The sequence below is a fragment of the Agrobacterium sp. LR_9 genome (genome assembly GCF_041954855.1).
Classification (GTDB): Bacteria; Pseudomonadota; Alphaproteobacteria; order Rhizobiales; family Rhizobiaceae; genus Agrobacterium; species Agrobacterium leguminum.
The window spans coordinates 66,544-90,955 of record NZ_JAVAYA010000017.1; the positions used below are offsets into that span (position 1 = coordinate 66,544).

The window sequence follows — 24,412 nt, forward strand, 5'->3', positions numbered from 1 at the left end:
CATGGTTTGCTGCACCCATGGAGTCACCTGTTTCCGGAGGAGCGGACAGGTACGGTGTTCAAACCATGGAGGAGATGGATATGAGCAGGAACAGAGGCGTCGTCTACATGCGGCCGGGTCAGGTCGAGGTTCGCGATATCGATGACCCGAAGCTTGAGGCGCCGGATGGCCGCCGCATCGAGCACGGCGTCATTCTCAAGGTGATTTCCACCAATATCTGCGGCTCCGACCAGCATATGGTACGCGGCCGCACCACGGCGATGCCGGGCCTCGTCCTCGGCCATGAGATCACCGGTGAAGTCATCGAAAAAGGCGTCGATGTCGAGATGCTGGAAATTGGCGATATCGTCTCGGTGCCCTTCAACGTCGCCTGCGGCCGCTGCCGTTGCTGCAAGTCGCAGGATACCGGCGTCTGCCTGACGGTGAACCCGTCCCGCGCCGGCGGCGCGTACGGTTATGTCGATATGGGCGGCTGGATCGGCGGACAGGCCCGCTATGTCACCATCCCCTATGCCGATTTCAACCTGCTGAAGTTCCCGGACCGCGACAAGGCGATGTCGAAGATCCGCGACCTCACCATGCTGTCCGACATTCTGCCGACCGGCTTCCATGGCGCCGTCAAGGCGGGCGTCGGCGTCGGCTCCACGGTCTATGTTGCGGGCGCCGGCCCGGTCGGCCTTGCCGCCGCCGCATCCGCCCGCATTCTCGGTGCTGCGGTCGTCATGATCGGCGATTTCAACAAGGATCGCCTTGCGCACGCGGCAAAAGTCGGTTTTGAACCCGTCGATCTTTCCAAGGGCGACCGGCTGGGCGACATGATCGCCGAAATCGTCGGCACCAACGAGGTGGATAGCGCCATCGACGCCGTCGGCTTCGAAGCGCGCGGCCATGCGGGCGGCGAACAGCCGGCCATCGTTCTCAACCAGATGATGGAAATCACCCGCGCCGCCGGCTCCATCGGCATTCCGGGCCTCTACGTCACCGAAGACCCCGGCGCGGTGGATGCGGCGGCGAAACAGGGCAGCCTGTCGCTGCGCTTCGGCCTCGGCTGGGCAAAAGCGCAATCCTTCCACACCGGACAGACGCCGGTGCTGAAATATAACCGCCAGCTCATGCAGGCGATCCTGCACGACCGCCTGCCGATTGCCGATATCGTCAACGCCAAGATCATTGCGCTCGACGATGCGGTGCAGGGCTATGAAAGCTTCGATCAGGGCGCGGCCACCAAGTTCGTCCTCGATCCGCATGGCGATCTGTTGAAGGCTGCCTGATACTTCAGCGGCATATGGCTGATAATTGTAAAGGCGCCCGCGACGGATATCGTCGCGGGCGTCCCTGTTTTCCGGCCCTGTCACTACCCGGTGAAACTTACGGCTCCCCTACCAGCAGCGCCTCCAGCTCGGCTTTCGCTTCCGGGGAGAGATAGGGCCTGAACAGGCTTGAGACCTGCTTCAATCCCCAGTCCAGCTGCGGCGGACCGAACTCGGTGATGCCTTCCTGAAGGTTGAGATAGGACGCCCAATAGGTGGAGACGATCCATAGGTTCGTCAAAACGGCAGGCCGTTCTTCCTCCGGTATCGCAGCGAGGCCCGCTTTCTCCATGCGCGCGACGATATCGCCGACGGCAAGGCGCATCGCGGCGCTTATGGTTCGCACGGGCTCCACCAGCGCCGGGGCGGAAGAGACAAGACCGACCAGATCGCGAAACAGGAACCGGTAGTCCCACACCAGCGAAAACCATAGCCGCAGAAAACCGGCATAGGTTGCCGCCGCTCCCTCATCGGCCCCGTCAATCTTTCCGACAATTGCCAGCGCATCGGCTTCGAACCGGGCAAACAGCGCTAGAACCAGTGCTTCCTTGGTGCGGAAGTGATAATAGAGATTGCCCTCATTGATCTCCACCGCCCTTGCGATTTCGGCGGTCGTCACATGGTCAGGCCCGCGCTCGTTAAACAGAGTAAGAGCGGCGTCGAGAATTCTCTGGCGTGTGGGACGTGCTGCCGTCCGCGCGGTACTGCTTTTCTTCATTGATTTCGAACCCGACCATTGAAATCTAAGGTATGCACCTTAAATACCCACAATAAGGTATACACCTTAACAGGAAATGTAAGTGTTCAACGCGGACAAAGGACCTGTAAAATGACCGGAACCGACCTTCGCACCGCCTCCCCGGATACGCCCGGAATCGCTCCCGTCTCCAAATTCGCAACCGCCCGCGTCGCGCTGTCGCTCATCCGCAATCCGCTGAAGGCTCTGCCGCCGGAAATTTTCAGCGAGCCGGCGGTCTTTACCCGTCTCGGCGGCGTCATGCGGGTTCATCTTGCCGATCCCGCGCTTATTCATGAGGCGCTTGTCAAGAACGCCCATCTGCTCGGCAAGGGCGAAGATGTGCGCCGCGCCCTCGGCCCCGCGCTCGGCCAGGGACTTCTGACGGCCGATGGCGATCACTGGAAGTGGCAAAGGCAATCCGTCGCCGCAGCATTCCGGCACGAGAAGCTGCTGGAATTGCTGCCGGTCATGATCGACGCCGCGCGCCGCACGCAACAGCGCTGGCACGCATCGCCCGCCGGCGACATCGATATCGGCCATGAGATGATGCGGACGACCTTCGATATCATCGTCGAAACCATGATGTCCGGCGGCCACGGCATCGATATAGCCCGCGTCGAGCAAAGCATCACCGATTATCTGAAACCCACGGGCTGGACCTTCGCACTCGCCATGCTGGGCGCACCGGAATGGCTTCCGCATCCGGGCCGGCGCAAGGCGCGCGCGGCGGTGGACTATCTTCGCTCCAGCCTTGCAACCGTCATTTCCGAAAGGCGACAAAATCCGATCGAGAGGAACGATCTGGTTTCCATGCTGCTCGAAGCGAAAGATCCGGAAACGGGGCGCATGATGAGCGACACGGAAATCATCGACAATCTCCTGACCTTCATCACCGCCGGTCATGAAACCACGGCCCTCGGCCTTGCCTGGACCTTCCATCTGCTCTCGCAAAACAGCGACGTGGAGCGCAAGGTCATCGACGAGATTGAAGCCGTTACCGCCGGTGAACCGGTCGCGGCCGACCATATCGCCCGCCTGACCTATACCAGACAGGTATTTTCGGAAGCGATGCGGCTTTACCCGCCCGCCCCTGTCGTGACACGCACGGCATTGCAGGACTTCAGGCTCGGCGAACACGATATCCCGGCCGGCACCGTTCTTTATGTGCCGATCTACGCCGTCCACCGGCACACAACACTGTGGGAAGAACCCGACCGCTTCGACCCGTCACGCTTCCAGCCTGAAAAGGTCAAGGCGCGCCACCGCTATGCCTATATGCCCTTCGGCGCCGGCCCGCGCGTCTGCATCGGCAATGCCTTTGCCATGATGGAGGCTGTTGCGATCCTTGCCGTTCTTTTGCAGAACGACCACCTCAGGAACAAAAGCCCGGGAAATACGGAGCCGCTGATGCGGGTCACGTTGCGGCCGGAAAACCGCCTGATGATGCAGGTCAGCAGCCGAAAAAACAAATCGCCCGCGGCGTAACCGCCACGGGCGACTGGTTCAGTGCGAAACTCCATCCGTCACCGGATGGTGACGATTACAGATCGACGTCGAGGATCGCCATGGAGAAGTTGTAGGAGCGGTCGCCGTCTTCGTCATCGATATAAACGACGCCGAGAAACTCTTCGCCAAGATACACTTCGGCGGAATCGTCCTTGCGCGGACGCGCCTTGACCACCATCGTCGGGTTGAAGGTGCGCTTGAAATAGGCGTCGAGTTTTTTGATTTCGTCGGCTTTCACCACTATTCTCCTGTGCGGTTCGCGTTGGCCCGCTTTTGGCATGGGACAAAGGCCAAAGTAAAGTGAAAGCGGCAAGTCATCCGTGTCTTCCACACGGACGACCGTGAAAATGCCGGCCCCATCGGGGCGCGACAGGGCCGGTCAGATATCGGCCCCGATAAGCTGGTCCATCAGGCGCGAGGGTTCGGAACACCCTGCTTCTCCCACCACACGCGCCGGCACGCCGGCAACGGTCGTCTTGGGCGGAACCGGCTTCAGCACCACCGAGCCGGCGGCGATGCGCGAGCAGCTGCCGATCTCGATATTGCCGAGGATTTTCGCCCCCGCCCCGATCATCACGCCATTGGCGATCTTCGGATGGCGGTCCGCGCCTTCCTTGCCGGTGCCGCCGAGCGTGACGCCGTGGAGGATGGAGACGTTGTCGCCGATCACGGCGGTCTCGCCGACCACCAGCCCGGTGGCATGATCGAGGAAGATGCCCTTGCCGATGCGCGCGGCCGGATTGATATCCGTCTGGAAAATGCTCGAGGAGCGGCTTTGCAGGTAAAACGCGAAGTCCTTGCGGCCCTTCTGCAGCAGCCAGTGGGCGAGCCTGTGGGTCTGGATGGCCTGGAACCCCTTGAAATAGAGGAGCGGCTCCATGAAGCGCGTGCAGGCCGGATCGCGGTCGTAAACGGCCTGAATGTCGACGCGCAGCACGCTTCCCCATTCCGGCCAGTCATCCAGCATGTCCTGGAAGGTCTGGCGCAGAAGCACGGCCTGCATGTCGGGATGATCGAGGAGTTCGCAGATGCGGTAGATCACACATTCTTCGAGAGACCGGTGATTGAGGATCGTCGAATAAAGGAAGGCCGAAAGCAGCGGGTCCTGTGCCGCGGCGCTGCGGGCTTCATTGAGCAGGCTGCCCCAGATGGGATCGACGATCGCCAGCTGTTCGGGCTGACGGGCCTCGGTACGTGCGACCATGAATGGTCTCCTCGTTTGCAGTGGTCGTTCTTTATACAGAAAAAGACGTGCATTAGAAATGGGATTCGAATGACGACTTTAAAGGCGGCAAGGCTTCAGTTTTTCTTCATGCAGCATGAAAAACCGTTTCTTGCCGTGCCGTCAGCGTTGCCACATTTCCGGACGGAAAACCGGGCTCCACTTTTCCTGAAAATGCTCCTGATCAAAGCGAGCGGTAAAATTCCAGCACCGCCGCCTTGAACACCCGGTCGCCAACGGCCAGCATGTGGTCGCGGCCGGGGATATCGATCGCCCGCGCATGCGGCATGATCGCGGCAAGCTCCGCAGCGGAACCGGCGATATCGTCCTTCGTTCCAACCGCTATCAGCGTTGGCGCATCGATTTTCCCAGCCTGTTCGCGGGTGACGAGAACCCGCGACGTCTCGATACAGGCGGCCAGCGCCAGCCGGTCGCTTTTCGTCTGGTCAGCAAAGGCGCGGAACATGCGGCCGCGCTCGTGGGTGACGACATCGAGCGAAGGTGCGAGAAGCGCCTCGGCAATCGGGTCCCAGTCGCCGACACCTTCGACCATGCCGATGCCGAGCCCGCCGAAGACCAGCGAACGCACGCGCTCCGGATGCGCCATGGCAAGGAAGGCGGAAATGCGCGCGCCCATGGAATAGCCCATCACATGCGCTTCGGCGATGCCGAGATGGTTGAGCAGCGCCACCGCATCCCCGGCCATGACCGGAGGATAATAGGCTTCGGAATCGTGCGGCTTGTCGCTTGCGCCGTGGCCGCGATTGTCGATGGCTATCACCCGGTAGCCCGCATCCCCCAATGTTTTCAGCCAGCCGGGATGCACCCAGTTGACATTGGCGCTGGAGGCGAAGCCGTGGATCAGCAGAACCGGTTCGCCCGCCGGATCGCCCTCGTCGAAATAGGCAAGGCGAAGGCCGTCATGGGAAAAATCGGAAAACTGCGGCGTGTTGAGATTCATCAAGGACATCCTTTTTGCCGGACCATATGGCAGGAATTAGCAATGTTGAACATGTTTTGCTGACGATTTTTATGGAGATGCAATGCGTTTGAGGCTACATATCCGCAACGACGAGCCGGCACGCGAAGACGGATTGCGGCTCGGTAACGATATTGCATTTGGAGACGAACATGGCCGGGCATTCCATTCCCCACTTCCAGAACGATGGCGGACACCGCATGATCGAGATCGGCGTCAAGGAATTCATGTGCACCGGCGCTTCCGTTCCTTACGATCATCCGCATATCTTCATCGATATGGGCGACGACAACGAGAAGGTCTGTTCCTACTGCTCCACCCTTTACCGCTACAATCCGTCGCTGAAGGCCGAGCAGACCAATCCTCCGGGCTGCGTCTTCCATGTGAAGGCCGCCTGACCTTCCACTTTTCCTGATCGGGGCGCACCAATGCCCATCAAATCCGTAGCCATTGTCGGTGCCGGCATCGCCGGTCTCACCGCTGCCCTTTCCTTTGCCCGGTACGGTATCGACTGTGACATCATCGAGCAGGCCGGTGAGCTGACGGAAGTGGGCGCAGGCCTGCAACTCTCGCCCAATGCCGCACGCATTCTCGCCGAACTCGGCGTGCTGCCGGAAATCGAGGCACGCTGGACCGAACCGGTCAGCGTTGAACTCGCCTCCGGAAAATCGCTTGCCACGCTGCTCTCGCTGCCGATGGGCGCGGTGGCGCGCACACGCTGGGGCGCACCCTATGGCGTGCTGCACCGCTCGACGCTGCAGAATGCGCTTCTCCAGGCGGTGACACGCAACCCGCTCTGCCGCCTGCATCTCGGCAAGCGCATCGAAAACGCGACGGTGGACGTGATTGCCGCAACCACCTTCCGTGACCATGATCTGATCGTCGGCGCGGACGGTGTCTGGTCGGCGGCCCGCTTCGCGGTCCCTTCCGCCCCCAAAGCCACCTTCTCCGGCAATATTGCCTGGCGCTTCACCGTTGCCGCAAATGACGTGCCGTCAGCCATCAACAAGAGCGCAGTGACCGCCTATCTCGGTTCCGGCGGCCATATCGTCGCCTATCCGCTGAAGGAAGTCGGCGGTTTCAACATTGTCGCCATCGCGCTGGGTGCCGACCCCGGCGCAACCTGGCGGGCCGAATCGAGCGGGCGGCAGAAAGCCATGTTGCTGGAACAGTTTCGCGGCTTCAGCCCGGATATCGTCCGATTGCTCGATTCGTCAGAGAAGCCGACGTTCTGGCCGCTCTATCAGGCCGGCCCGGGCCGCTGGCACAATGACCGCGACACGGTGCTGATCGGCGATGCGGCGCATGCCATGATGCCCTTCGCCGCACAAGGCGCGGCCATGGCGATAGAGGATGCTTTCGAACTTGCGGGGGCGACGGCAGGCGGCAATGCCGAAAAGCCCCTGCCCTTGCCGCAGGCCCTTGCCAGCTTCGAGGCCCTGCGCCTGCCGCGCATAGAAAAGGCCCGCAAACGGGCCTCTCTCAATCGTTTTGCCTATCACGCGACAGGCCCGGTGCGTATTGCGCGGGACTTCGTGTTTTCCACGCGCCCCACCGACGCCTTCCTGAAGGACTTCGACTGGCTCTACGGCTATCGCGCCAAAGGCTGAGGTCAAACCCCGGCCGCTGCCGCAAACCCGGCCTCAAGGTCCTTCTTGAGGTCGGCGATATCCTCAAGCCCGATCTGCAGGCGGATAACCGGCCCTTCCGAGGGCCCCCTGGCGATGGTTCTGTCGACAAGCGAGACCGAAACGGCAAGCGATTCGTATCCGCCCCAGGAATAGCCGAGCCCGAAGAAGGTCAGCGCATTGAGGAAGGCGGCCGCCGCCTGCTTGTATTTGCCTTCTTCCGCCTTCAGCACGAAGGAGAAGACACCGCTTGCGCCCTTGAAATCGCGTTTCCAGAGTTCGTGCCCGGCAAAGCTCGGCAGCGCCGGATGCAGCACACGGACGACGTCGTCACGGCTCTCCAGCCATGTGGCAATATCGAGCGCGCTTTTCTGGTGGTGCTCCAGCCTTATTCCCATGGTGCGCATGCCGCGCAGGATCTGGTAGGCATCGTCGGAGGTGACGCAGATGCCGAGATTGGTATTGGCCTGATAAAGCGCCTTCCAGTGCTTTTCATTGGCCGAAACGAAGCCCATCAGCACATCCGAATGACCCGAGGGATATTTGGTGGCGGCGTGAATGGAGACATCGACGCCGAAATCGAGCGGCTTGAAATAAAGCGGAGTCGCCCAGGTATTGTCCATCGTCACCACGCAATCATGGCGGTGAGCGATATCGGTGATCAGCCTGACATCCTGGATCTCGAAGGTGTTGGAGCCCGGCGCTTCCAGATGTACCAGCTTGGTGTTCGGCCGGATGAGAGCCTCAATGCCCTCCCCGATTGCCGGGTCGTAATATTCCACCTCAACACCGAGCTTCTTCAGCATCGTATTGCAGAAACGGCGCGTCGGAAAATAGACGGAATCGACGATCAGCGCATGATCGCCGGCGCCGAGATAGGCAAGGAACGGCACGGTGATGGCCGCAAGGCCCGAGGGCACGAGAATGGTTCCGGCAGACCCTTCCAGCTCGTTGACGAGATTGCACAAAGCGTCCGTCGTCGGCGTGCCGTGCGTGCCATAGGTATATTTCTGGTTTTCGGTCGAAAGCGTCTCCGCGTCGGGAAAAAGCACGGTCGAACCGCGAACGATGGGCGGATTGACGAAACCGAAACAGTCCGCGGGATCGTTGCCGCCATGGGTCAGGCGCGTATTCACACCTGCGGCGGAAAGCAGGTCATTTGTCTTGGTCATTTCAGATCAGCTTTCGAAGGAACATTGACGCGTGCGACAATGCTAAGAGCGCAACGCAAGGTCAAGTCCCGCAGGGACGCCTGGGCAGGTCGGATTGACGCATCGCCAATCAGAATACAAGAAGTATACAAATACTGTGCAAGTGCAAATTTCCGCAAAAATATGCTTATATTTTCACCCTTTGCACACTTCCCGACCAAAATTTGGAAAATTCCGTTTTATAGGCACAATTATTGCCCGCACGTCTTGACCCCGCTGCCAATTGCGATTGTGATAGAAAAAGCGGATCGAAAAAGATCTCGCTGAAGGGGGAGCTGGGGAAGACAAACATGCCGGTCCCCTTCCAAGTGACGATAACAAACAAAGGTTGGGAAAAATGAAAAAGGCAATTCTGTCGGCCGCCATCGGCGCAGCAGTTTTGGGAGGAGCCTCGGTCGCTTCGGCTGCGACGCTTCAGGATGTGAAGGGCAAGGGTTTCGTCACCTGCGGCGTCAGCGCCGGCATTCCGGGATTCTCCAATCCCGATGACAAGGGCGAATGGTCCGGTATCGACGTGGACTATTGCCGTGGTATTGCCACAGCGGTTTTCGGTGATCCTTCGAAGGCCAAGTTCGTCGCACTTTCGAGCAAGGACCGATTCCCGGCTCTCCAGTCCGGTGAAGTCGACGTTCTGACCCGTAACACCACTTGGACGATCAGCCGCGACACGTCGCTGGGCTTCAACTTCCGTACCGTCAACTACTACGACGGCCAGGGCTTCATCGCCAAGAAGAGCCTCAACGTGAAGTCCGCTCTCGAGCTTTCCGGCGCCGCCGTCTGCGTGCAGACCGGCACAACTACGGAGCTCAACCTCGCCGACTACTTCAAGACCAACAATCTGCAGTACAACCCGGTGGTTTTCGAAAAGGAAGCCGACGCGACCTCTGCTTATGATGCTGGCCGTTGCGACGTCTACACCACTGACCAGTCTGGCCTTTACGCGATCCGCCTGAAGCTCAAGAACCCGGACGAAAACGTCGTTCTGCCGGAAGTCATCTCCAAGGAGCCGCTTGGCCCGGCCGTTCGCCAGGGTGACGACCAGTGGTTCGACATCGTGACCTGGGTTCACTATGCGATGGTCAACGCCGAAGAGCTTGGCATCACCTCCAAGAATGTCGATGAGCAGAAGAACAGCGCCAATCCGGACGTGAAGCGCCTGCTCGGCACGGAAGAAGGCACCAAGATCGGTACCGATCTCGGTGTGACCAACGACTGGGCCTACAACATCATCAAGCTGGTGGGTAACTACGGCGAAGTCTTCGACCGCAACGTCGGCGCTGGCTCTCCGCTGAAGATCGAGCGTGGCCAGAACGCGCTTTGGACCAAGGGCGGCCTGCAATACGCACCGCCGGTCCGTTGATCGGCCCCATTACCGGCTAGATCATAAGGAGGCTGGGCAACGCCCGGCCTCCGCTTCAAATTATATAAATAAGCTCGCAAAGAGCACATAAAAGGGAAAGGTGCCTATGGCAGGCAACGCGGTCAGTTCGCAACGATCGCGCGCGCAAAGCGCGTCGTCACTTATCTACGATCCACGCATACGCGGCATTTTTTATCAGGTCCTGACAGTCGTCGTCCTGGCCGCCTTCGTCTGGATCATCGTGACGAATACGATCACCAATCTTCAACGGTCAAACATCTCGTCCGGCTTCGGCTTCCTCAACGGAAGAGCCGGTTTCGATATCGGCCAGTCGCTGATCGCTTATACCAGCGACGCGACCTATGGCCGGGCATTGCTCGTTGGCATTCTCAACACGATCCAGGTTGCATTTTTCGGCATCATCGCCGCCTCGATCATCGGTTTCATCGTCGGCATCGCCCGGCTGTCCAATAACTGGCTGATTTCGAAACTCGCGCAGGCCTATGTGGAAATCTTCCGCAACATCCCGCCGCTGCTCGTCATCTTCTTCTGGTACAAGGGCGTCATCTCGGTTCTGCCGCAGGCGCGCGAGTCGCTCGAGCTTCCGCTTGGAGCCTACCTCAACAATCGCGGCTTCTTCTATCCCAAGCCGCTGTGGGGAGAAGGCACCTGGCTCGTGCCGCTGGCCTTCCTGGTCGCCATCGTTCTCAGCGTCTTCGTTTACCGCTGGGCGAAGGCCAGACAGGAGAGAACCGGACAGCAGTTCCGCACCGGCATAACGGTGACGCTTCTCATCATCGGCCTGCCGCTGGCGACGTTTCTGGCGCTCGGGGCGCCGCTGACATTCGACTATCCGATTGCCGGGCGGTTCAACCTGTCGGGCGGCGCGGTTGTCGCACCTGAATTCATGTCGCTGTTCCTGGCGCTTTCCTTCTATACCGCCTCCTTTATCGCCGAAATCGTTCGCGGCGGCATCAAGGCTGTAGCGAAGGGTCAGACGGAAGCTGCGGATGCACTGGGACTTCGCTCCAGCACCACGACGCGCCTGATCGTCGTTCCGCAGGCGATGCGCATCATCATCCCGCCGCTGACGAGCCAGTATCTCAACCTGACCAAGAACTCCTCGCTTGCGGTCGCTGTCGGCTTCGCCGACATCGTCTCGGTCGGCGGCACGATCCTGAACCAGACGGGACAGGCAGTCGAAGTCGTTGCAATCTGGCTGGTCATCTATCTCTCGCTGTCCCTGCTCACGGCCGTGGTCATGAACTGGTTCAATGCGAAAATGGCCCTGGTGGAGCGATAACGATGACGATCAGCAATCACGCATTCGTGCGACAGACCATCGAGGACGCCAAACCCGCGCCCTCGAGCGCCGTCGGCTTCGGCCACTGGCTGCGCACCAAACTCTTCGCCACGCCTAAGGACACCGTTCTCACGGTTATCGCCCTTGCCCTGCTCGCCTATCTGGTGCCGCCGATCATCAAGTGGCTGTTCATCGACGCGGTATGGACCGGCAGCGATCGTATCGCCTGCCTGACCGCTTCGCAGGGCGGCGCGCTGCCGGACGGCCAGTCCGGTGCGTGCTGGGCTTTCGTTTCGGCAAAGCTCGGCCAATTCGTCTTCGGTCGCTATCCGATCGACGAACGCTGGCGTCCCATCCTGGTGATGGTGACGTTCGCCATCCTGCTTATACCGATGCTGATTCCAAAAGCGCCGTTCAAGCGACTGAATGCGCTGGCGCTTTTCATCATCCTGCCCTTCATTGCGTTCTTCCTGCTCATCGGCGGCGTCTTCGGCCTGCCGAAGGTGGAAACGCAGCTGTGGGGCGGCCTGATGGTGACCCTCATCCTGTCGTTCTTCGGGATCACGGTGTCACTCCCCTTCGGCATTCTTCTGGCGCTTGGCCGGCGGTCGAACCTGCCGGTGATCAAGATGCTCTGCGTGCTCTTCATCGAGGTCATTCGTGGCATTCCGCTGATTACCGTCCTGTTCTTCGCCAGCATCATGCTGCCGCTGTTCCTGCCCGACGGCTGGACCTTCGACAAATTCCTGCGCGCGCTCGTCGGCGTGTCGCTGTTCTCCTCGGCGTATATGGCGGAGGTGATCCGCGGCGGCCTGCAGGCCATTCCGAAGGGACAATATGAAGGTGCGGATTCGCTCGGTCTGAACTACTGGCAGAAGACGCGGCTGATCGTGCTGCCGCAGGCGCTGAAGCTCGTCATTCCGGGCATCGTCAACACCTTCATCGGGCTGTTCAAGGACACGTCGCTGGTTTCGATCATCGGCATGTTCGATCTGCTCGGCATTGTCACACTCAACCAATCGGATGCGAACTGGGCCACACCCGTCACCGCCATGACTGGCTATATTTTCGCAGGCTTCGTATTCTGGATATTCTGCTTCGGCATGTCGCGTTATTCGCTGTTCATGGAACGGCACCTCGACACCGGGCATAAACGATAAGGGACGCTCAAATGGCAGAAACCCAAGCAAAAAAACTGACCGTCTCGACTACGGACGTGGCGATCGAACTCATCGGCATGAACAAGTGGTATGGCGACTTCCACGTGCTGCGCGATATCAACCTGAAGGTCATGAAGGGCGAACGCATCGTTATCGCCGGTCCTTCCGGGTCGGGCAAATCGACCATGATCCGCTGCATCAACCGTCTTGAAGAACATCAGTCGGGAACGATCAATGTCGATGGCATCGAACTCACCAACGACCTTAAGAAGATCGATGAGGTGCGTCGTGAAGTCGGCATGGTGTTCCAGCACTTCAACCTCTTCCCGCATCTGACGATCCTCGAAAACTGCACGCTGGCGCCGATCTGGGTTCGCAAGATGCCCAAGAAGGAAGCCGAAGAAGTGGCGATGCACTATCTGAAGCGCGTCAAGATCCCCGAGCAGGCGAACAAATATCCCGGCCAGCTCTCCGGCGGCCAGCAGCAGCGCGTGGCGATTGCCCGCTCGCTCTGCATGAAGCCGAAGATCATGCTGTTCGACGAGCCGACCTCGGCGCTCGATCCGGAAATGGTCAAGGAAGTGCTCGACACCATGGTGAGCCTTGCCGAAGACGGCATGACGATGCTGTGCGTCACCCACGAAATGGGCTTCGCCCGCCAGGTGGCAAACCGCGTCATCTTCATGGACCAGGGCCAGATCGTCGAACAGAACTCGCCCGCCGAATTCTTTGACAACCCGCAGCACGAGCGCACCCGGCTGTTCCTCAGCCAGATTTTGCACTGAGACTGCGATCGACACGTATATCGAGCGGGGCCGTTTCGGCCCCGTTTTCGTTTCTGGAGACCTGCTGAAATCTTTATCTCCATGCACGAGCGCGACGATTTCGATTCCGTGATTCCACCGCTTTCGAAGCGCCAAGAGCACGAAAATGGGCGCAGCGTCGCAGTTTAACCATTTGTTACGAAACAGGAATCCTTGTTTTTCAGGGCTTCTGGGGGCCCATGTCATTTTTTTGTCAAATCATGCATTTTTCCGCTTGCAGACCTTCGGGAGCCTGACTATAAGGGCGCCACACCACAAGCGCACGCGCCCTTCGTCTATCGGTTAGGACGTCAGATTTTCATTCTGAAAAGAGGGGTTCGACTCCCCTAGGGCGTGCCACTTGCCTTCGTGTTTTTCCCCTTCAGAATATGACAACATTGCATCAGCTGGCAAATTCGTCACGCGTGATCAATGTGCCGGAACCGATTCCCGTCGGGCACGTTAGAATGCTGTCCCCCCCGATGGAAGGCAAGCCGGACGAAACGCCAACAGGCAAATCGACCGGCTTGCCTTTCCCCTTCAGCTCTCCCCACAGCATCCGCTTCATCGAGCCGGCCGCCTTTGCCAGCTAAGGGTTAGAGACTGCGTCCCCCGCCTCCCGCAAGACATGGGGCCATTACTGACGCGCAGCGATAGGGGCGATATTTCAAGGCCTTGGCCAGTTCGGGCGCAGTTTTCCACAGCCCTTCCGGCCTCCATAAAAAAACTCGTCACGAAGCGAGAAAAATCAATTTTTTCGCTTGCGGACCAACCGGAGCCTGACTATAAGGGCGCCACACCACAAGCGCACGCGCCCTTCGTCTATCGGTTAGGACGTCAGATTTTCATTCTGAAAAGAGGGGTTCGACTCCCCTAGGGCGTGCCACTTGCTTCTCCTTAAAAATCAGCTGCCTGCACGAAAATCTTCACGCATCGCGTAAAGAAGTCTCGTTGTGTCTCATCCACTCGCCTGGGCCGGTGTCCGGTGAAATTCCAATATAGCTGGAAGGCCCTGTCATTGCGCAAAGTCAGGGCGCGAATGCCGCGTCCAGAACGCGCAGTTGAACGCGCCTCTGGCCCTGCCAGAGATCGGCGCCCACGGTGCCTGCGACGTGAATGTTCCTGCCACGCGCATTCAGCAGCATCTGCCCCAGAGGCGCTTCTGCGGCGCGAAACGCGATACCGTCCAGCCGCGAGCCATCCATGGCCTCCAGCGTGATCTTGACGTGAGCTGTACCCACAAGCCGCACATCGCGCAGACGATGCGCCGGCACGGCAAAGATGGGCTGCGAATGACCGGAGCCATATGGACCGGCCTGCTCCAGCTGGTCGACAAGCTGCAATGTCGCGCCCGACGCGCCGATAGCGCCGTCGATCTTCAGCACGCTGCTTTCCACCAGCTCGTTCACGGTCTTTGCCGCCGCTTCCTCGAAGAAAGTCCTGAGCTTGCCGAGATTGGCGCGCTCCACCGTCAGGCCGGCCGCCATGGCGTGACCGCCGCCCTTGACCAGCAAGCCGGCCTCCACGGCAGCGCGCACCATGCGACCCATATCGAAGCCGTTGATCGAACGGCCTGAACCGGTGCCCTTGCCGGAGGGATCGAAGGCAATGGCGAAGGCGGGACGGCGGAAGCGATCCTTCAGACGCGAGGCAAGCAGACCGACAATGCCGGGATGCCAGTTTTCACGCGCAGTAACGATGACGCCCGCACCCGAGCCGTCGCCATATTCGAACAGCGCCTCCGCTTCGGCTTCCGCCAGCATGGCGGCCTCCATGGCCTGCCGCTCCCGGTTCAGCTCATCCAGCCTCTCGGCAATGACCTCGGCCTGCGACGCATCGTCGATGGTCAGGAGACGGCTGCCGAGCGCAGCGTCGCCGATACGGCCACCGGCATTGATGCGCGGCCCGATCAGGAAACCGAAATGATAGGGCGTCACGGGCCCGCCGAGCCCGGCCTTCTTGAAGAGAGCAGCGAGCCCCGCATTGTTCATATGGCGCGCGGCAATCAGCCCCTTCACCACATAGGCGCGGTTGAGCCCCTTCAGCGGCACCACATCGCACACGGTGGCAAGCGCGACGATATCGAGAAGCGACAGCAGATCGAGCGTGAAGGCCTGCCTGTGCCGCCTCTCCTTCAACAGCCGCAGGGTGGCGACCAGCACGAGGAACACGACGCCGGCGGCGCAGAGATGCCCCTGCCCCGAAAGATCGTCCTCGCGGTTGGGATTGACCAGCGCCACGGCCGGCGGCAGCTCCGTGCCGACCTGATGGTGGTCAATCACCACCACATCCGTTCCCGCATCCCTGGCGGCCTTCAGCGATTCATGGCTGGTGGAACCGCAATCGACCGTCACAATCAGCGTCGCACCATTGGCGGCAAGCTGCTGCATCGCCGCCGGGTTCGGCCCGTAGCCCTCGAAAATACGGTCGGGAATATAGATTTCCGGTGTCAGACCGAAATGCGCGAGAAACCGGTACATCAAAGCGGAGGAAGCAGCGCCGTCGACATCGTAGTCGCCAAAGATTGCCACCTTCTCGCCTGTCTCGATGGCCCGCACCAACCGCTCGGCGGCCTTTTCGCAATCGGTCAGCACATGCGGATCGGGCATCAGGGAGCGAATGGTCGGATCGAGGAACGCCAGGGCGTCATCGACACCCACACCGCGCCCGGCAAGCACCCGTGCGATCAGTTCTGGAATGGCGTGGATCTGGGACATAGCCAGCGCGCGGTTCTGCCCGGCCTGATCCAGCCGCGACACCCAGCGCTGTTCTGTCGCCGACCGCTCCACGCTTAGAAACGCGCGGGCCACGGTATCGGCCGGCTCCATCATTGCCATCCTGTCCATTCATCCTGTCATGCGCCCAATCGCGCTTTAAAACGGGCTAAATGGCGATGGCGCGTTTTTCAAGCAAAAACGCGCTTATGAGGATTCACACCGAAAAAATCGAGAAAAACGGGCTGACGATCGAGACGGCGCCAACAAGCAGCAGCAGTGAGAACACGGCAAGCGAACACCAGTTGCGCTCATGCTCCCCCATATCGAACTCCATGCTGCGAATATTGTCATTGGCATTGTGAGGCCGCGCCCGGTGATGGGCAGCCGCAAAGCCTGCGCGCTTATTGTCCTTGAACAGGATGATCGATGTCACGGCCACGCCTCCCTCGCTTGGTGAACAGGATTAACCATAGTGCCGAATCGCCTTGTTTTCCAGCGCTTCCGACGCCGTGCCCCCAAATTTTATGGGCGCGAGACTACCGACACGATGCGGGCAGCCATAGAACGAAAAACCGCGCCTCCATCCGGAAGCGCGGCCCTCGATAACATTAAGATCACGAAGCGTCTCAGGTGCGCTCGATACGGATGACCTGCGGCTCGCTGACGAGATATTTCTCGTTCTTGATCGCCTTCACGGCCTTGCGGATCGCATCTTCCATCGTCGCATGGGTAACGAGAATGATGGTCTGCGGCGCGCCTTCCACATGCACGCGCTGGCGCTGCACGATAGATTCCAGCGAGATGTTGTTATCCGCCATGCGGGTGGCGATGGAGGCAAAGACGCCGGCCTGATCCTTCACCGTGAGGCGAATGAAATAACCGCCCTCATGGCTCTTCATCTTGGCGCGGCGGTATTCCGTCAACGATTTCGCCGGACGGCCGAGCACCGGCACCTGCTGGGCGCCCGGACGGCTCTTGGCGATATCGGCAATGTCGCCGAGCACGGCAGACGCCGTGGCGTTGCCGCCCGCACCTGGGCCAACCATCAACAATTCGCCGAGGATGTCGGATTCGATCGCCACCGCATTGGTCACGCCATCCACCTGGGCGATAACGGAATCGAGCGGCACCATGGTCGGATGCACGCGCTGCTCGATGCCGGATTCGGTCACCTGCGCCACGCCGAGAAGCTTGATGCGATAACCGAGTTCGGCGGCCGCCTGAATGTCCTCGCTGGAGATATTGGTGATGCCTTCCAGATAGATGTCATCGGCCGAAATCTTGTTGCCAAAGGCAAGCGTCGTCAGGATTGCCAGCTTGTGGGCCGTATCGTTGCCCTCAATATCGAAGGCCGGATCGGCCTCCGCGTAACCGAGCCGCTGCGCTTCCTTCAGACAGGCCTCGAAGGACAGCCCTTCCTTCTCCATCTTGGTCAGGATGTAGTTGCAGGTGCCGTTCATGATGCCGTAGATGCGCGACACATGGTTGCCGGTCAAGGATTCACGCAGTGCCTTGATGACGGGGATACCGCCGGCTACCGCCGCTTCGAAATTAAGAAGCGCGCCCTTGTCTTCGGCAATGGTCGCCAGTTCGACGCCATGCTTGGCCAGCAGCGCCTTGTTGGCTGTCACCACATGGAGACCGCGTGCAAGTGCGGCGCGCACCGCATTTTCCGCCTGACCGGAAGCACCGCCGACGAGTTCGACGAACACGTCGATCTCCGCTTCGCTCGCCAGCTGCTCGGGCGTGTCGAACCAGGTAATACCCGCAAGATCGATGCCACGGTCGCGCGAACGGTCGCGCGCACTCACGGCAATAATCTCAATCGCGCGTCCGCAGGTAATCGCAAGTTCGTTGCTTCTCTGCTGGAGGATGCGCACGAGCGAAGCGCCGACAGTGCCGAGCCCCGCTATGCCGATTCTCAATGAATCTGCCATGGGTATGTTCCTGATTGCTGTTGATGGTGGCGGCCGGCACCCGGCCGCCTTGGGTTGCCCTTATCTGTGGGCGTTGAGCGAAACGACGTTATGCATCGTTTCGTCTGCACTCGACAGGAAACGCTTCAGATTGCGCGCTGCCTGACGAATTCGATGCTCGTTTTCCACGAGCGCGAGACGGACGTAATCGTCGCCCATCTCGCCAAAGCCGATGCCGGGAGCAACGGCAATATCTGCCTTCTCGACCAGAAGCTTGGAGAATTCCAGGCTGCCGAGATGGCGGAATTTTTCCGGAATCTTCGCCCAGGCGAACATCGTCGCCGCCGGCGGCGGAACTTCGAAGCCGGCCTTGCCGAAGGTGTCGACCATCACATCGCGGCGGCGGCGATAGACATTGCGCACTTCCGCGATGTCGGAACCGTCACCGTTCAGCGCATGGGTCGCCGCAACCTGGATCGGCGTGAACGCGCCGTAATCGAGATAGGATTTCACGCGCGTCAGCGCCGCGATCAGCCGCTCGTTGCCGACGGCAAAGCCCATGCGCCAGCCGGGCATGGAGAAGGTCTTCGACATGGAGGTGAACTCCACCGCAACGTCGATTGCGCCGGGAACTTCAAGAACCGATGGCGGCGGATTGTTTTCGTCGAAATAGATTTCCGAATAGGCAAGGTCGGAAAGCACGATGATCTCGTGCTTCTTCGCAAAGGCGATGACGTCCTTGTAGAAATCCAGCGAGGCGACATGCGCCGTCGGGTTCGACGGGTAGTTGACAATCAACGCCAGTGGCTTCGGAATGGAATGGCGCACCGCGCGCTCCAGCGGTCCGAAGAAGCTGTCATCCGGCTCGACATTCATCGAACGGATAACGCCGCCCGCCATCAGGAAGCCGAAGGCATGGATCGGATAGGTGGGGTTCGGACACAGGATAACGTCACCCGGTGCGGTGATGGCCTGCGCCATATTGGCGAAGCCTTCCTTGGAGCCGAGCGTGGCGACGACCTGCGTGTCGGGGTTCAGCTTCACGCCGAAACGGCGGGCATAATAGGCTGCCTGCGCGCGGCGAAGGCCGGGAATGCCCTTGGACGAGGAATAACGATGGGTGCGCGGGTCCTGAACGACCTCGCAAAGCTTGTCGACGATGGCCTTCGGGGTCGGAAGGTCGGGATTGCCCATGCCGAGATCGATGATATCGGCCCCGGCCGCTCGCGCGCTCGCTTTCAAACGGTTGACCTGTTCGAAGACGTATTGCGGCAGACGCCGGACCTTGTGAAACTCTTCCATCTCTTTCCTCATGGGAATGGACCGGTTCTGCCGGCCCATAACGAAGGTTCGTTTTTTGTTGTTAAACGCCGCCGACACGAACCGACCCGGCAGGCGTTATTCATTGTAGCGCAAAGCACGGGAAAACCTACAAGGCTTTTCTCGGCCCACGCCGCATAGCGGTGATCCGCCCGTCCTTCCGGCACGGCCTTCTCAGCCCCGCCGGCAAGGCGGATCGCGCACTATGATCAGGGAACTTGCATAACGCCAGATTCTTGGAAAATGCAAGGCAAGCCATGCTCAAGAACGGCCATTCCTGCCCTTCAGCCGTGCTCACCCTTCACAATTGCCGCGCGGATGACCGAAAGCACGCGCTCCGGCTCGATATCCGTGCAGACGAGCTGGCTCGGATGCCCGTCCCAGTCGCCCGGCGGAAAGGCGCGGCCATCCGGCTTCTGGATCGTCTGGCCATCGGCAAGCCCGCCGCAAACGACACGCACCGGGCCGCTGCGGGTGGTAAACAGTTCCGGCGCGACGAGATAAACGCAGGCGCAGCTATCATGCACCACCATGCCGTCACCGGTGCGGGTCTTGTAGAAATCGATGTAGAACTGCGACAGGTCCGAAAGCAGCTGCACCGGCTTGCCGCCCGCCTCTGCCATCTCAGCCATGAAGGCGCTCGTCATCACGGTTTTTGTCGTGACATCGAGACCGACGACGACCACGCGCCACGGCGCAGTGAAGACAAGATCGGCCGCTTCCGGATCGCCATGAATATTGGCCTCGGCCGCCGGCGATACATTGCCGTTGATGTCGAAGGCGCCGCCCATGACGATGACTTCCTTCACCAGCGCCGCAAAATCCGGTTCCTCACGCAGTGCCAGCGCCAGATTGGTCATGCGGCCGACGGCGATCAGCGTCACCTCACCTGGATTGGCCTTCACCGTTTCGATGATGAAGCGATGCGCGGGCCGCGGGTCGAGCGGCAGATCGATGGTTTCAGGGATATCGATATCGCCGAGGCCGTTTTCGCCGTGGATGAAGGTCGGCCAATGACCCTCTTTGCGGGCGGGATCGAAGGTCACGCCGGCGCCTCTCGCAACCGGTGCGGTCATCTGCCATTCCCGCTTGAGGAAGAGCGCATTGCGGGTGGTGATATCGATGGGAGCGTTGCCGAAAACCGTGGTGACGCCGATCAGATCGATATCGGGGCGACGGTGCAGGAACAGAAGCGCCATGGCGTCGTCTACACCGGGATCCGTATCGAATATCACTTTATGCATAATGCCCTCATCCGTATGTCTTCAAGCGCCATCCGCTTCTGCCGGCGACGCGCCACGGAAACATAACGATAAGCGGCAACACCGCAATCCCCCCGCAGGCGGCATATCATGCAGAAAAATATTGCGTGGCGGTCTTTTCAGTGAAAGAAGAAGCCCTCTCCCGCCGCTGCCCGGACATCCCCAGTGCAAGACATCGCCCTCAACGTTTTTCTCGTCCTTTTCTGCGTCGCCATTTTTGCCGGCTTTATCGATTCCATTGCCGGTGGCGGTGGCCTCATCACCATTCCGGCGATGCTGATCATGGGCATTGCACCGCTCGATACGCTCGGCACCAACAAGCTGCAATCGCAATTCGGCTCTGCCTCCGCCACCATCGCTTATGCCCGGCGCGGCCATGTCAATCTGAGGGAACAATTGCCCATGGCCGTCATGGCCATGCTTGGCGGCGGGCTCGGCGCGGTCGCCGCCGGCTTCGTGCCTTCGAGCGTGCTGCGTACCATAATGCCGTTCCTGCTGATCGCGATTGCGATCTATTTCGCCTTCAAGCCGCAGCTCAGCGATATCGACAGCCACCGCCGCATCACACCCTTCGTGTTCGGCTTCACCGTCGCGCCGCTGGTGGGCTTCTACGACGGCGTTTTCGGCCCCGGTGCGGGATCCTTCTACATGCTCGCCTTCGTGGCGCTTGCCGGTTTCGGCATGTTGAAAGCAACCGCCCACACCAAGCTTCTGAACCTCGGCTCGAACTTCGGCGGTGTCGTTGTGTTTGCTATAGGGGGGGCGGTTTTATGGAAGCTCGGCCTCGCCATGGGCGTCGGCCAGTTCATCGGCGCACAGATCGGCTCCCGCTTCGCCATGAAGAACGGCGCGAAGATCATCCGCCCGCTGCTGGTGATTTCCTGCCTGGCCATGGCGACGAAGCTCCTTGCGGATGCATCTTCCGCATGGTCCATCGCGACGATATGGGAAACGATATTCCCGACGTAAAAGGATGGTCGTCAGAGACGGACGTGTAACGTCACGCCGTGGCGCGGCGTCTGCGATCCTCGATTTCACGGATGACGACCATCGCGCCAACAAGTTTGTAGGCAGATGAATAACACGGCGACATTTCCAACGATTTCACGATCGTACGGCCGTTCTGGTCTTCCGCGTAGGTATACTTCGACGTATCACCCTTGAAACAATTATCGAGCTTGTCCCTGAGATCGTTCTGGAAACGGTGGACGCCGACCAGCTCCGCAATATGGCAACCCACAAGCCCTTCCGGCGCATTGCGCTGAAACGCGTCAAGAGAATTGGCGAACGAAACGCGGTAGCCGGGCGTAACGATCACGACGGGATCGTCCAGATCGTTCAGCATGTCTTCATCGAGGATCAGGTGGCGATGATGCCACTCCAGCGTGTCCTCGTCCTCGTCACCAACGACTTTGGCCTTCGAAGGCATGCCGACATAACGATCAACGAGCGTCCGCAGAAGCTCGGAGTTGCGCTGGACGCAGCCCAGATCCTCCGCCTCGTGGTTGAGGAGGTCGATGGCAAAACGGAACTGCTCGCGAATATCTTCGGAATTTTCTGTCTTGCGTCCGACGACCCGCTCGAGAAGCTGCTCCAGTTCACGCTCCAGCACTGCGATCTTGTCGGCTTCGTTCTTACCAACGGCAGATTGCAGTTCCGTATAACGCAGCCAGAACAACTCAATCAAATCTTTCAACCCAACTCTCCCTGAACGGGCATAACCCGGTTCCCAATGCGAACGGATTAACCCTTTGCCCCCTGATTATAGCGTCTTTGCGCTTAAAAATGACGTAACGAAACGCAGGAACGCTGCGAGGATTGTTGTCCAAAATATCACAGCAGCCGCCAATTTTTCAATTTCGATAATCCATGAACGAAAAATGAGGTTCCATTAATATGGAAAAAACATCGGAACACATCATTCTACGGCCGAATTTCGTAAAAATCGCCGAGGATCGGGCCGCACGGCATCACCTTAAATCTGGTGCTTCACGTCCCATCGGTCGTGATACCACAGCCATTGTCCGGGGTATTCGCGCACCCAGCTTTCCACCTTGTCGTTCAGAAGCTGCGCCGTCGCCTGAATGTCGACATTACCCTTCTCATCGCGCGGAATTTCAACCTTGGGCTCTATTTCCAGCCTGTAGCGATTGTCGGGAAGACGAACGCAACGGGCCGGATAGACATCGCAGTTGAACTGCCGCACCAGCTTGGCAAGCAGCGGGTTGGTGCGGACTTCAAGGCCGAAGAACTTTGTCGTCAGCCCCTTGCCGAACTTCTGGTCGACGAGCACGCCGACACCGCCGCCCTTTTCCAGCTGCCGCGCCAGCGCGAAAGAGGAGCCGGCGTGCGACGGCACAAGATTGCCCATGCGCTCCTTGCGGAAGTTGAACACCTTGTCGGCCACGAAAGGATTGTTCGGCGGACGGAACAGCACCGTTACATCGAGACCGAAAGCCGAGCCGGCCACCGGCAGCAATTCGAAATTGCCGCTATGGGCGGTAAAGACGATGAAGGGTCGCGGATTGTCGCGCAGCTCGAGGAAGGTCGGAATGCCCTCGACCTCGATGCGGCCCGTTTCGTTCTTTTCCGGATCGAAATCGAACAGCCGGTCGAGAAACACGTATTCCGCCGCAAGCCGGCCCATATTGGCCCAGCTATCCATGGCGATCTCAAGCCGCTCATCTTCGGATTTCTCCGGAAAAGCGCGCGCCAGATTATGGAGCATCAGCTTGTGGCGTTCGGTTTTCGGCCCCACCCAGCGCGCCAGCCGGTCGGCGGCGCGAATGCCCGCATCAGCGGGAAAGAGCTTCAGCAGGTTGAGAAGGCCGAAGGCGAATGTCGCAATCAGCCACTGCCGGAAGTGGTCCAGTTTCAGGACAATCCGTGTCAGGAAAAGCTTCAAGATGCTCAGTCCATCCGCAGCACGATTTTGCCGAATACCTGGCGTGTCTCCATGCGCTCCAGCGCCCGGTCGATATCGTCGAAGGTCACTTCGGTGTCGATGACGGGATGAACGATGCCGCGCGCCATCTTCTGCATGGCGTTGGCCATGTTTTCCATACGGCAGCCGAACGAGCCGAGCAGCTTCAGCTGCTGCTGGAACAGCATCATAAGGTTGATATCGGTGGAGACGCCCGACGTCGAACCGCAGGTGACGAGACGGCCGCCGCGCTTCAGCGAGAACATCGAACCCGCCCAGGTGTCCTTGCCGACATGTTCGAACACCACGTCGACACCCTTCTTTTTCGTCAGCTTGCGCACGACGCCTTCGAAACGGTCAGTCCGGTAGTTGATGACGTGATCGGCGCCCAGCGCCTTCGCCCGTTCGATCTTGTCGTCGGAACCGACAGTGGTGATGACGGTGCAGCCCATCTTCTTGGCAAGCTGGATCGCCGCCGTGCCGATGCCGGAACCGCCGGCATGGATGAGGATGGTTTCGCCGGACTCCAGCTTGGCATTGTCGAACAGCATGTGCTCGACGGTGCCGAAGGTCACCGGTGCGAGAGCCGCTGCAACGGCATCGACGCCATGCGGCGCGGGCACCAGCTGGCGGGCGGGAATATTGATCTTTTCCTGCGCGAAACCGTCAAGGTGGAAACCGTGCACACCCTGCACATGTTCGCACAGATTGTCACGGCCTTCGCGACACGGCTTGCACAGCCCGCAGGTGCGCGCACCGTAGATCGACACGAGCTGGCCGGGCAGCACATTCGAAACGCCCGGACCGATGGCTTCGACCACACCCGAAGCCTCGGCACCGATGGTGAGCGGCATCTTGCGCTTGGCGAAAGCCATGCCGCGCCAGCCCCATACATCGATGTGGTTGAGCGCAACCGCCTTGACGCGCAGCGTCACCTCGCCCGGCGCCGGGGCATCCGGTTCGGGCAGGTCCACTTTTTCGAGCTTCCGGTCGTCCACGAGTTGAAGAGCGCGCATATATCAGTCCTTCGCCCGAAGGCGTTAATCTCTAGTG

23 protein-coding genes and 2 tRNA genes are annotated in these 24,412 nt (G+C 59.9%); 12 read left to right on the top strand and 13 right to left on the bottom strand.

Features of this window, described 5'->3' with window-relative positions:
• The first annotated feature begins 80 nt into the window (after positions 1-80).
• Entirely contained in the window at positions 81-1,271 is a 1,191-nt protein-coding gene (gene fdhA, locus RAC79_RS18690) for a formaldehyde dehydrogenase, glutathione-independent (protein ID WP_003524961.1), read from the top strand.
• Positions 1,272-1,368: 97 nt separating this feature from the next.
• Here the strand turns inward: fdhA and RAC79_RS18695 are convergent, their stop codons facing one another.
• The gene (locus tag RAC79_RS18695) at positions 1,369-2,028 is read right to left on the bottom strand and encodes a TetR/AcrR family transcriptional regulator (RefSeq protein WP_080856379.1); all 660 of its coding nucleotides are present in this window, start codon (positions 2,026-2,028) and stop codon (positions 1,369-1,371) included.
• Between the two features lie 111 nt (positions 2,029-2,139).
• Between RAC79_RS18695 and RAC79_RS18700 the strand changes: the two genes are divergently transcribed.
• Positions 2,140-3,534, top strand: coding sequence for a cytochrome P450 (locus tag RAC79_RS18700; protein WP_142845525.1), 1,395 nt, complete (start codon positions 2,140-2,142; stop codon positions 3,532-3,534).
• 55 nt (positions 3,535-3,589) lie between these two features.
• On the opposite strand, the gene RAC79_RS18705 is transcribed toward RAC79_RS18700, so the two are convergent.
• The 3 genes from RAC79_RS18705 to RAC79_RS18715 all read right to left on the bottom strand — a co-directional run bounded on the left by RAC79_RS18705 (position 3,590) and on the right by RAC79_RS18715 (position 5,738).
• A complete protein-coding gene (locus RAC79_RS18705) occupies positions 3,590-3,793 on the bottom strand; it encodes a DUF3126 family protein (RefSeq protein ID WP_003524869.1) in 204 nt (67 codons plus the stop codon).
• Positions 3,794-3,934: 141 nt separating this feature from the next.
• On the bottom strand, positions 3,935-4,759 hold the full coding sequence (gene cysE, locus RAC79_RS18710) for a serine O-acetyltransferase (RefSeq protein ID WP_065115719.1): 825 nt from the start codon (positions 4,757-4,759) through the stop codon (positions 3,935-3,937).
• A 202-nt stretch (positions 4,760-4,961) separates the two neighbouring features.
• On the bottom strand, positions 4,962-5,738 hold the full coding sequence (locus RAC79_RS18715) for an alpha/beta fold hydrolase (protein WP_065655040.1): 777 nt from the start codon (positions 5,736-5,738) through the stop codon (positions 4,962-4,964).
• Positions 5,739-5,908: 170 nt separating this feature from the next.
• Here RAC79_RS18715 and RAC79_RS18720 point away from each other — a divergent pair, with 170 nt between their 5' ends.
• Both RAC79_RS18720 and RAC79_RS18725 read left to right on the top strand, forming a co-directional pair.
• Positions 5,909-6,154 carry a zinc-finger domain-containing protein gene (locus RAC79_RS18720; protein WP_035261222.1) on the top strand — a complete coding sequence of 82 codons (246 nt, stop codon included), beginning with the start codon at positions 5,909-5,911 and terminating at the stop codon, positions 6,152-6,154.
• A 30-nt stretch (positions 6,155-6,184) separates the two neighbouring features.
• Entirely contained in the window at positions 6,185-7,366 is a 1,182-nt protein-coding gene (locus tag RAC79_RS18725) for an FAD-dependent monooxygenase (protein ID WP_174039163.1), read from the top strand.
• Positions 7,367-7,368: 2 nt separating this feature from the next.
• Here the strand turns inward: RAC79_RS18725 and RAC79_RS18730 are convergent, their stop codons facing one another.
• Positions 7,369-8,556 carry a cystathionine beta-lyase gene (locus RAC79_RS18730; RefSeq protein WP_174044343.1) on the bottom strand — a complete coding sequence of 396 codons (1,188 nt, stop codon included), beginning with the start codon at positions 8,554-8,556 and terminating at the stop codon, positions 7,369-7,371.
• 376 nt (positions 8,557-8,932) lie between these two features.
• Here RAC79_RS18730 and RAC79_RS18735 point away from each other — a divergent pair, with 376 nt between their 5' ends.
• The 7 genes from RAC79_RS18735 to RAC79_RS18765 all read left to right on the top strand — a co-directional run bounded on the left by RAC79_RS18735 (position 8,933) and on the right by RAC79_RS18765 (position 14,107).
• Positions 8,933-9,955, top strand: a complete 1,023-nt coding sequence (locus RAC79_RS18735; RefSeq protein ID WP_065655015.1) for an amino acid ABC transporter substrate-binding protein — start codon at positions 8,933-8,935, stop codon at positions 9,953-9,955.
• A 106-nt stretch (positions 9,956-10,061) separates the two neighbouring features.
• Positions 10,062-11,258, top strand: a complete 1,197-nt coding sequence (locus RAC79_RS18740; protein WP_065655014.1) for an amino acid ABC transporter permease — start codon at positions 10,062-10,064, stop codon at positions 11,256-11,258.
• Positions 11,259-11,260: 2 nt separating this feature from the next.
• Positions 11,261-12,418, top strand: coding sequence for an amino acid ABC transporter permease (locus RAC79_RS18745; RefSeq protein ID WP_065655013.1), 1,158 nt, complete (start codon positions 11,261-11,263; stop codon positions 12,416-12,418).
• Between the two features lie 11 nt (positions 12,419-12,429).
• Positions 12,430-13,203 (top strand): amino acid ABC transporter ATP-binding protein, encoded by a 774-nt coding sequence (locus RAC79_RS18750; protein ID WP_003524857.1) that lies wholly within the window; start codon positions 12,430-12,432, stop codon positions 13,201-13,203.
• A 303-nt stretch (positions 13,204-13,506) separates the two neighbouring features.
• Positions 13,507-13,581, top strand: a tRNA-Glu gene (locus tag RAC79_RS18755).
• Positions 13,582-13,688: 107 nt separating this feature from the next.
• Positions 13,689-13,814, top strand: a complete 126-nt coding sequence (locus tag RAC79_RS18760) for a hypothetical protein (RefSeq protein ID WP_272872066.1) — start codon at positions 13,689-13,691, stop codon at positions 13,812-13,814.
• A 218-nt stretch (positions 13,815-14,032) separates the two neighbouring features.
• Positions 14,033-14,107 (top strand) — tRNA-Glu (locus RAC79_RS18765).
• A 142-nt stretch (positions 14,108-14,249) separates the two neighbouring features.
• Here the strand turns inward: RAC79_RS18765 and recJ are convergent.
• From recJ to RAC79_RS18790, 5 genes are all read right to left on the bottom strand, one after another.
• Entirely contained in the window at positions 14,250-16,058 is a 1,809-nt protein-coding gene (recJ, locus tag RAC79_RS18770) for a single-stranded-DNA-specific exonuclease RecJ (RefSeq protein ID WP_236780859.1), read from the bottom strand.
• A gap of 94 nt (positions 16,059-16,152) precedes the next feature.
• Positions 16,153-16,377: a hypothetical protein gene (locus tag RAC79_RS18775; protein ID WP_174036016.1), complete on the bottom strand. Its 225-nt coding sequence runs from the start codon at positions 16,375-16,377 to the stop codon at positions 16,153-16,155.
• Positions 16,378-16,564: 187 nt separating this feature from the next.
• Positions 16,565-17,875, bottom strand: coding sequence for a homoserine dehydrogenase (locus RAC79_RS18780; protein WP_080856383.1), 1,311 nt, complete (start codon positions 17,873-17,875; stop codon positions 16,565-16,567).
• 60 nt (positions 17,876-17,935) lie between these two features.
• Positions 17,936-19,156, bottom strand: coding sequence for an LL-diaminopimelate aminotransferase (locus RAC79_RS18785; protein ID WP_035260789.1), 1,221 nt, complete (start codon positions 19,154-19,156; stop codon positions 17,936-17,938).
• A gap of 302 nt (positions 19,157-19,458) precedes the next feature.
• A complete protein-coding gene (locus RAC79_RS18790) occupies positions 19,459-20,418 on the bottom strand; it encodes a nucleoside hydrolase (protein ID WP_174039165.1) in 960 nt (319 codons plus the stop codon).
• A gap of 183 nt (positions 20,419-20,601) precedes the next feature.
• On the opposite strand from RAC79_RS18790, the gene RAC79_RS18795 reads away from it, so the two are divergent.
• Positions 20,602-21,405 carry a TSUP family transporter gene (locus RAC79_RS18795; protein ID WP_174039166.1) on the top strand — a complete coding sequence of 268 codons (804 nt, stop codon included), beginning with the start codon at positions 20,602-20,604 and terminating at the stop codon, positions 21,403-21,405.
• A 31-nt stretch (positions 21,406-21,436) separates the two neighbouring features.
• Here the strand turns inward: RAC79_RS18795 and RAC79_RS18800 are convergent, their stop codons facing one another.
• From RAC79_RS18800 to RAC79_RS18810, 3 genes are all read right to left on the bottom strand, one after another.
• Complete coding sequence (locus RAC79_RS18800) at positions 21,437-22,132, bottom strand: hypothetical protein (RefSeq protein WP_035240634.1); 696 nt, start codon at positions 22,130-22,132, stop codon at positions 21,437-21,439.
• A gap of 279 nt (positions 22,133-22,411) precedes the next feature.
• Positions 22,412-23,341 (bottom strand): lipid A biosynthesis lauroyl acyltransferase, encoded by a 930-nt coding sequence (locus RAC79_RS18805; RefSeq protein ID WP_174039167.1) that lies wholly within the window; start codon positions 23,339-23,341, stop codon positions 22,412-22,414.
• Positions 23,342-23,346: 5 nt separating this feature from the next.
• Positions 23,347-24,375 (bottom strand): zinc-binding dehydrogenase, encoded by a 1,029-nt coding sequence (locus RAC79_RS18810; RefSeq protein ID WP_059758710.1) that lies wholly within the window; start codon positions 24,373-24,375, stop codon positions 23,347-23,349.
• Positions 24,376-24,412: the final 37 nt, after the last annotated feature.

What these genes read in the sequence shown, in the direction of transcription:
- fdhA (WP_003524961.1), top strand. Translation starts at nt 81, where the DNA reads ATGAGCAGGAACAGAGGCGTCGTCTACATGCGGCCGGGTCAGGTCGAG.
- RAC79_RS18695 (WP_080856379.1), bottom strand. Translation starts at nt 2,028, where the DNA reads ATGAAGAAAAGCAGTACCGCGCGGACGGCAGCACGTCCCACACGCCAG.
- RAC79_RS18700 (WP_142845525.1), top strand. Translation starts at nt 2,140, where the DNA reads ATGACCGGAACCGACCTTCGCACCGCCTCCCCGGATACGCCCGGAATC.
- cysE (WP_065115719.1), bottom strand. Translation starts at nt 4,759, where the DNA reads ATGGTCGCACGTACCGAGGCCCGTCAGCCCGAACAGCTGGCGATCGTC.
- RAC79_RS18715 (WP_065655040.1), bottom strand. Translation starts at nt 5,738, where the DNA reads ATGAATCTCAACACGCCGCAGTTTTCCGATTTTTCCCATGACGGCCTT.
- RAC79_RS18720 (WP_035261222.1), top strand. Translation starts at nt 5,909, where the DNA reads ATGGCCGGGCATTCCATTCCCCACTTCCAGAACGATGGCGGACACCGC.
- RAC79_RS18725 (WP_174039163.1), top strand. Translation starts at nt 6,185, where the DNA reads ATGCCCATCAAATCCGTAGCCATTGTCGGTGCCGGCATCGCCGGTCTC.
- RAC79_RS18730 (WP_174044343.1), bottom strand. Translation starts at nt 8,556, where the DNA reads ATGACCAAGACAAATGACCTGCTTTCCGCCGCAGGTGTGAATACGCGC.
- RAC79_RS18735 (WP_065655015.1), top strand. Translation starts at nt 8,933, where the DNA reads ATGAAAAAGGCAATTCTGTCGGCCGCCATCGGCGCAGCAGTTTTGGGA.
- RAC79_RS18740 (WP_065655014.1), top strand. Translation starts at nt 10,062, where the DNA reads ATGGCAGGCAACGCGGTCAGTTCGCAACGATCGCGCGCGCAAAGCGCG.
- RAC79_RS18745 (WP_065655013.1), top strand. Translation starts at nt 11,261, where the DNA reads ATGACGATCAGCAATCACGCATTCGTGCGACAGACCATCGAGGACGCC.
- RAC79_RS18750 (WP_003524857.1), top strand. Translation starts at nt 12,430, where the DNA reads ATGGCAGAAACCCAAGCAAAAAAACTGACCGTCTCGACTACGGACGTG.
- RAC79_RS18760 (WP_272872066.1), top strand. Translation starts at nt 13,689, where the DNA reads ATGCTGTCCCCCCCGATGGAAGGCAAGCCGGACGAAACGCCAACAGGC.
- recJ (WP_236780859.1), bottom strand. Translation starts at nt 16,058, where the DNA reads ATGGCAATGATGGAGCCGGCCGATACCGTGGCCCGCGCGTTTCTAAGC.
- RAC79_RS18780 (WP_080856383.1), bottom strand. Translation starts at nt 17,875, where the DNA reads ATGGCAGATTCATTGAGAATCGGCATAGCGGGGCTCGGCACTGTCGGC.
- RAC79_RS18785 (WP_035260789.1), bottom strand. Translation starts at nt 19,156, where the DNA reads ATGGAAGAGTTTCACAAGGTCCGGCGTCTGCCGCAATACGTCTTCGAA.
- RAC79_RS18790 (WP_174039165.1), bottom strand. Translation starts at nt 20,418, where the DNA reads ATGCATAAAGTGATATTCGATACGGATCCCGGTGTAGACGACGCCATG.
- RAC79_RS18810 (WP_059758710.1), bottom strand. Translation starts at nt 24,375, where the DNA reads ATGCGCGCTCTTCAACTCGTGGACGACCGGAAGCTCGAAAAAGTGGAC.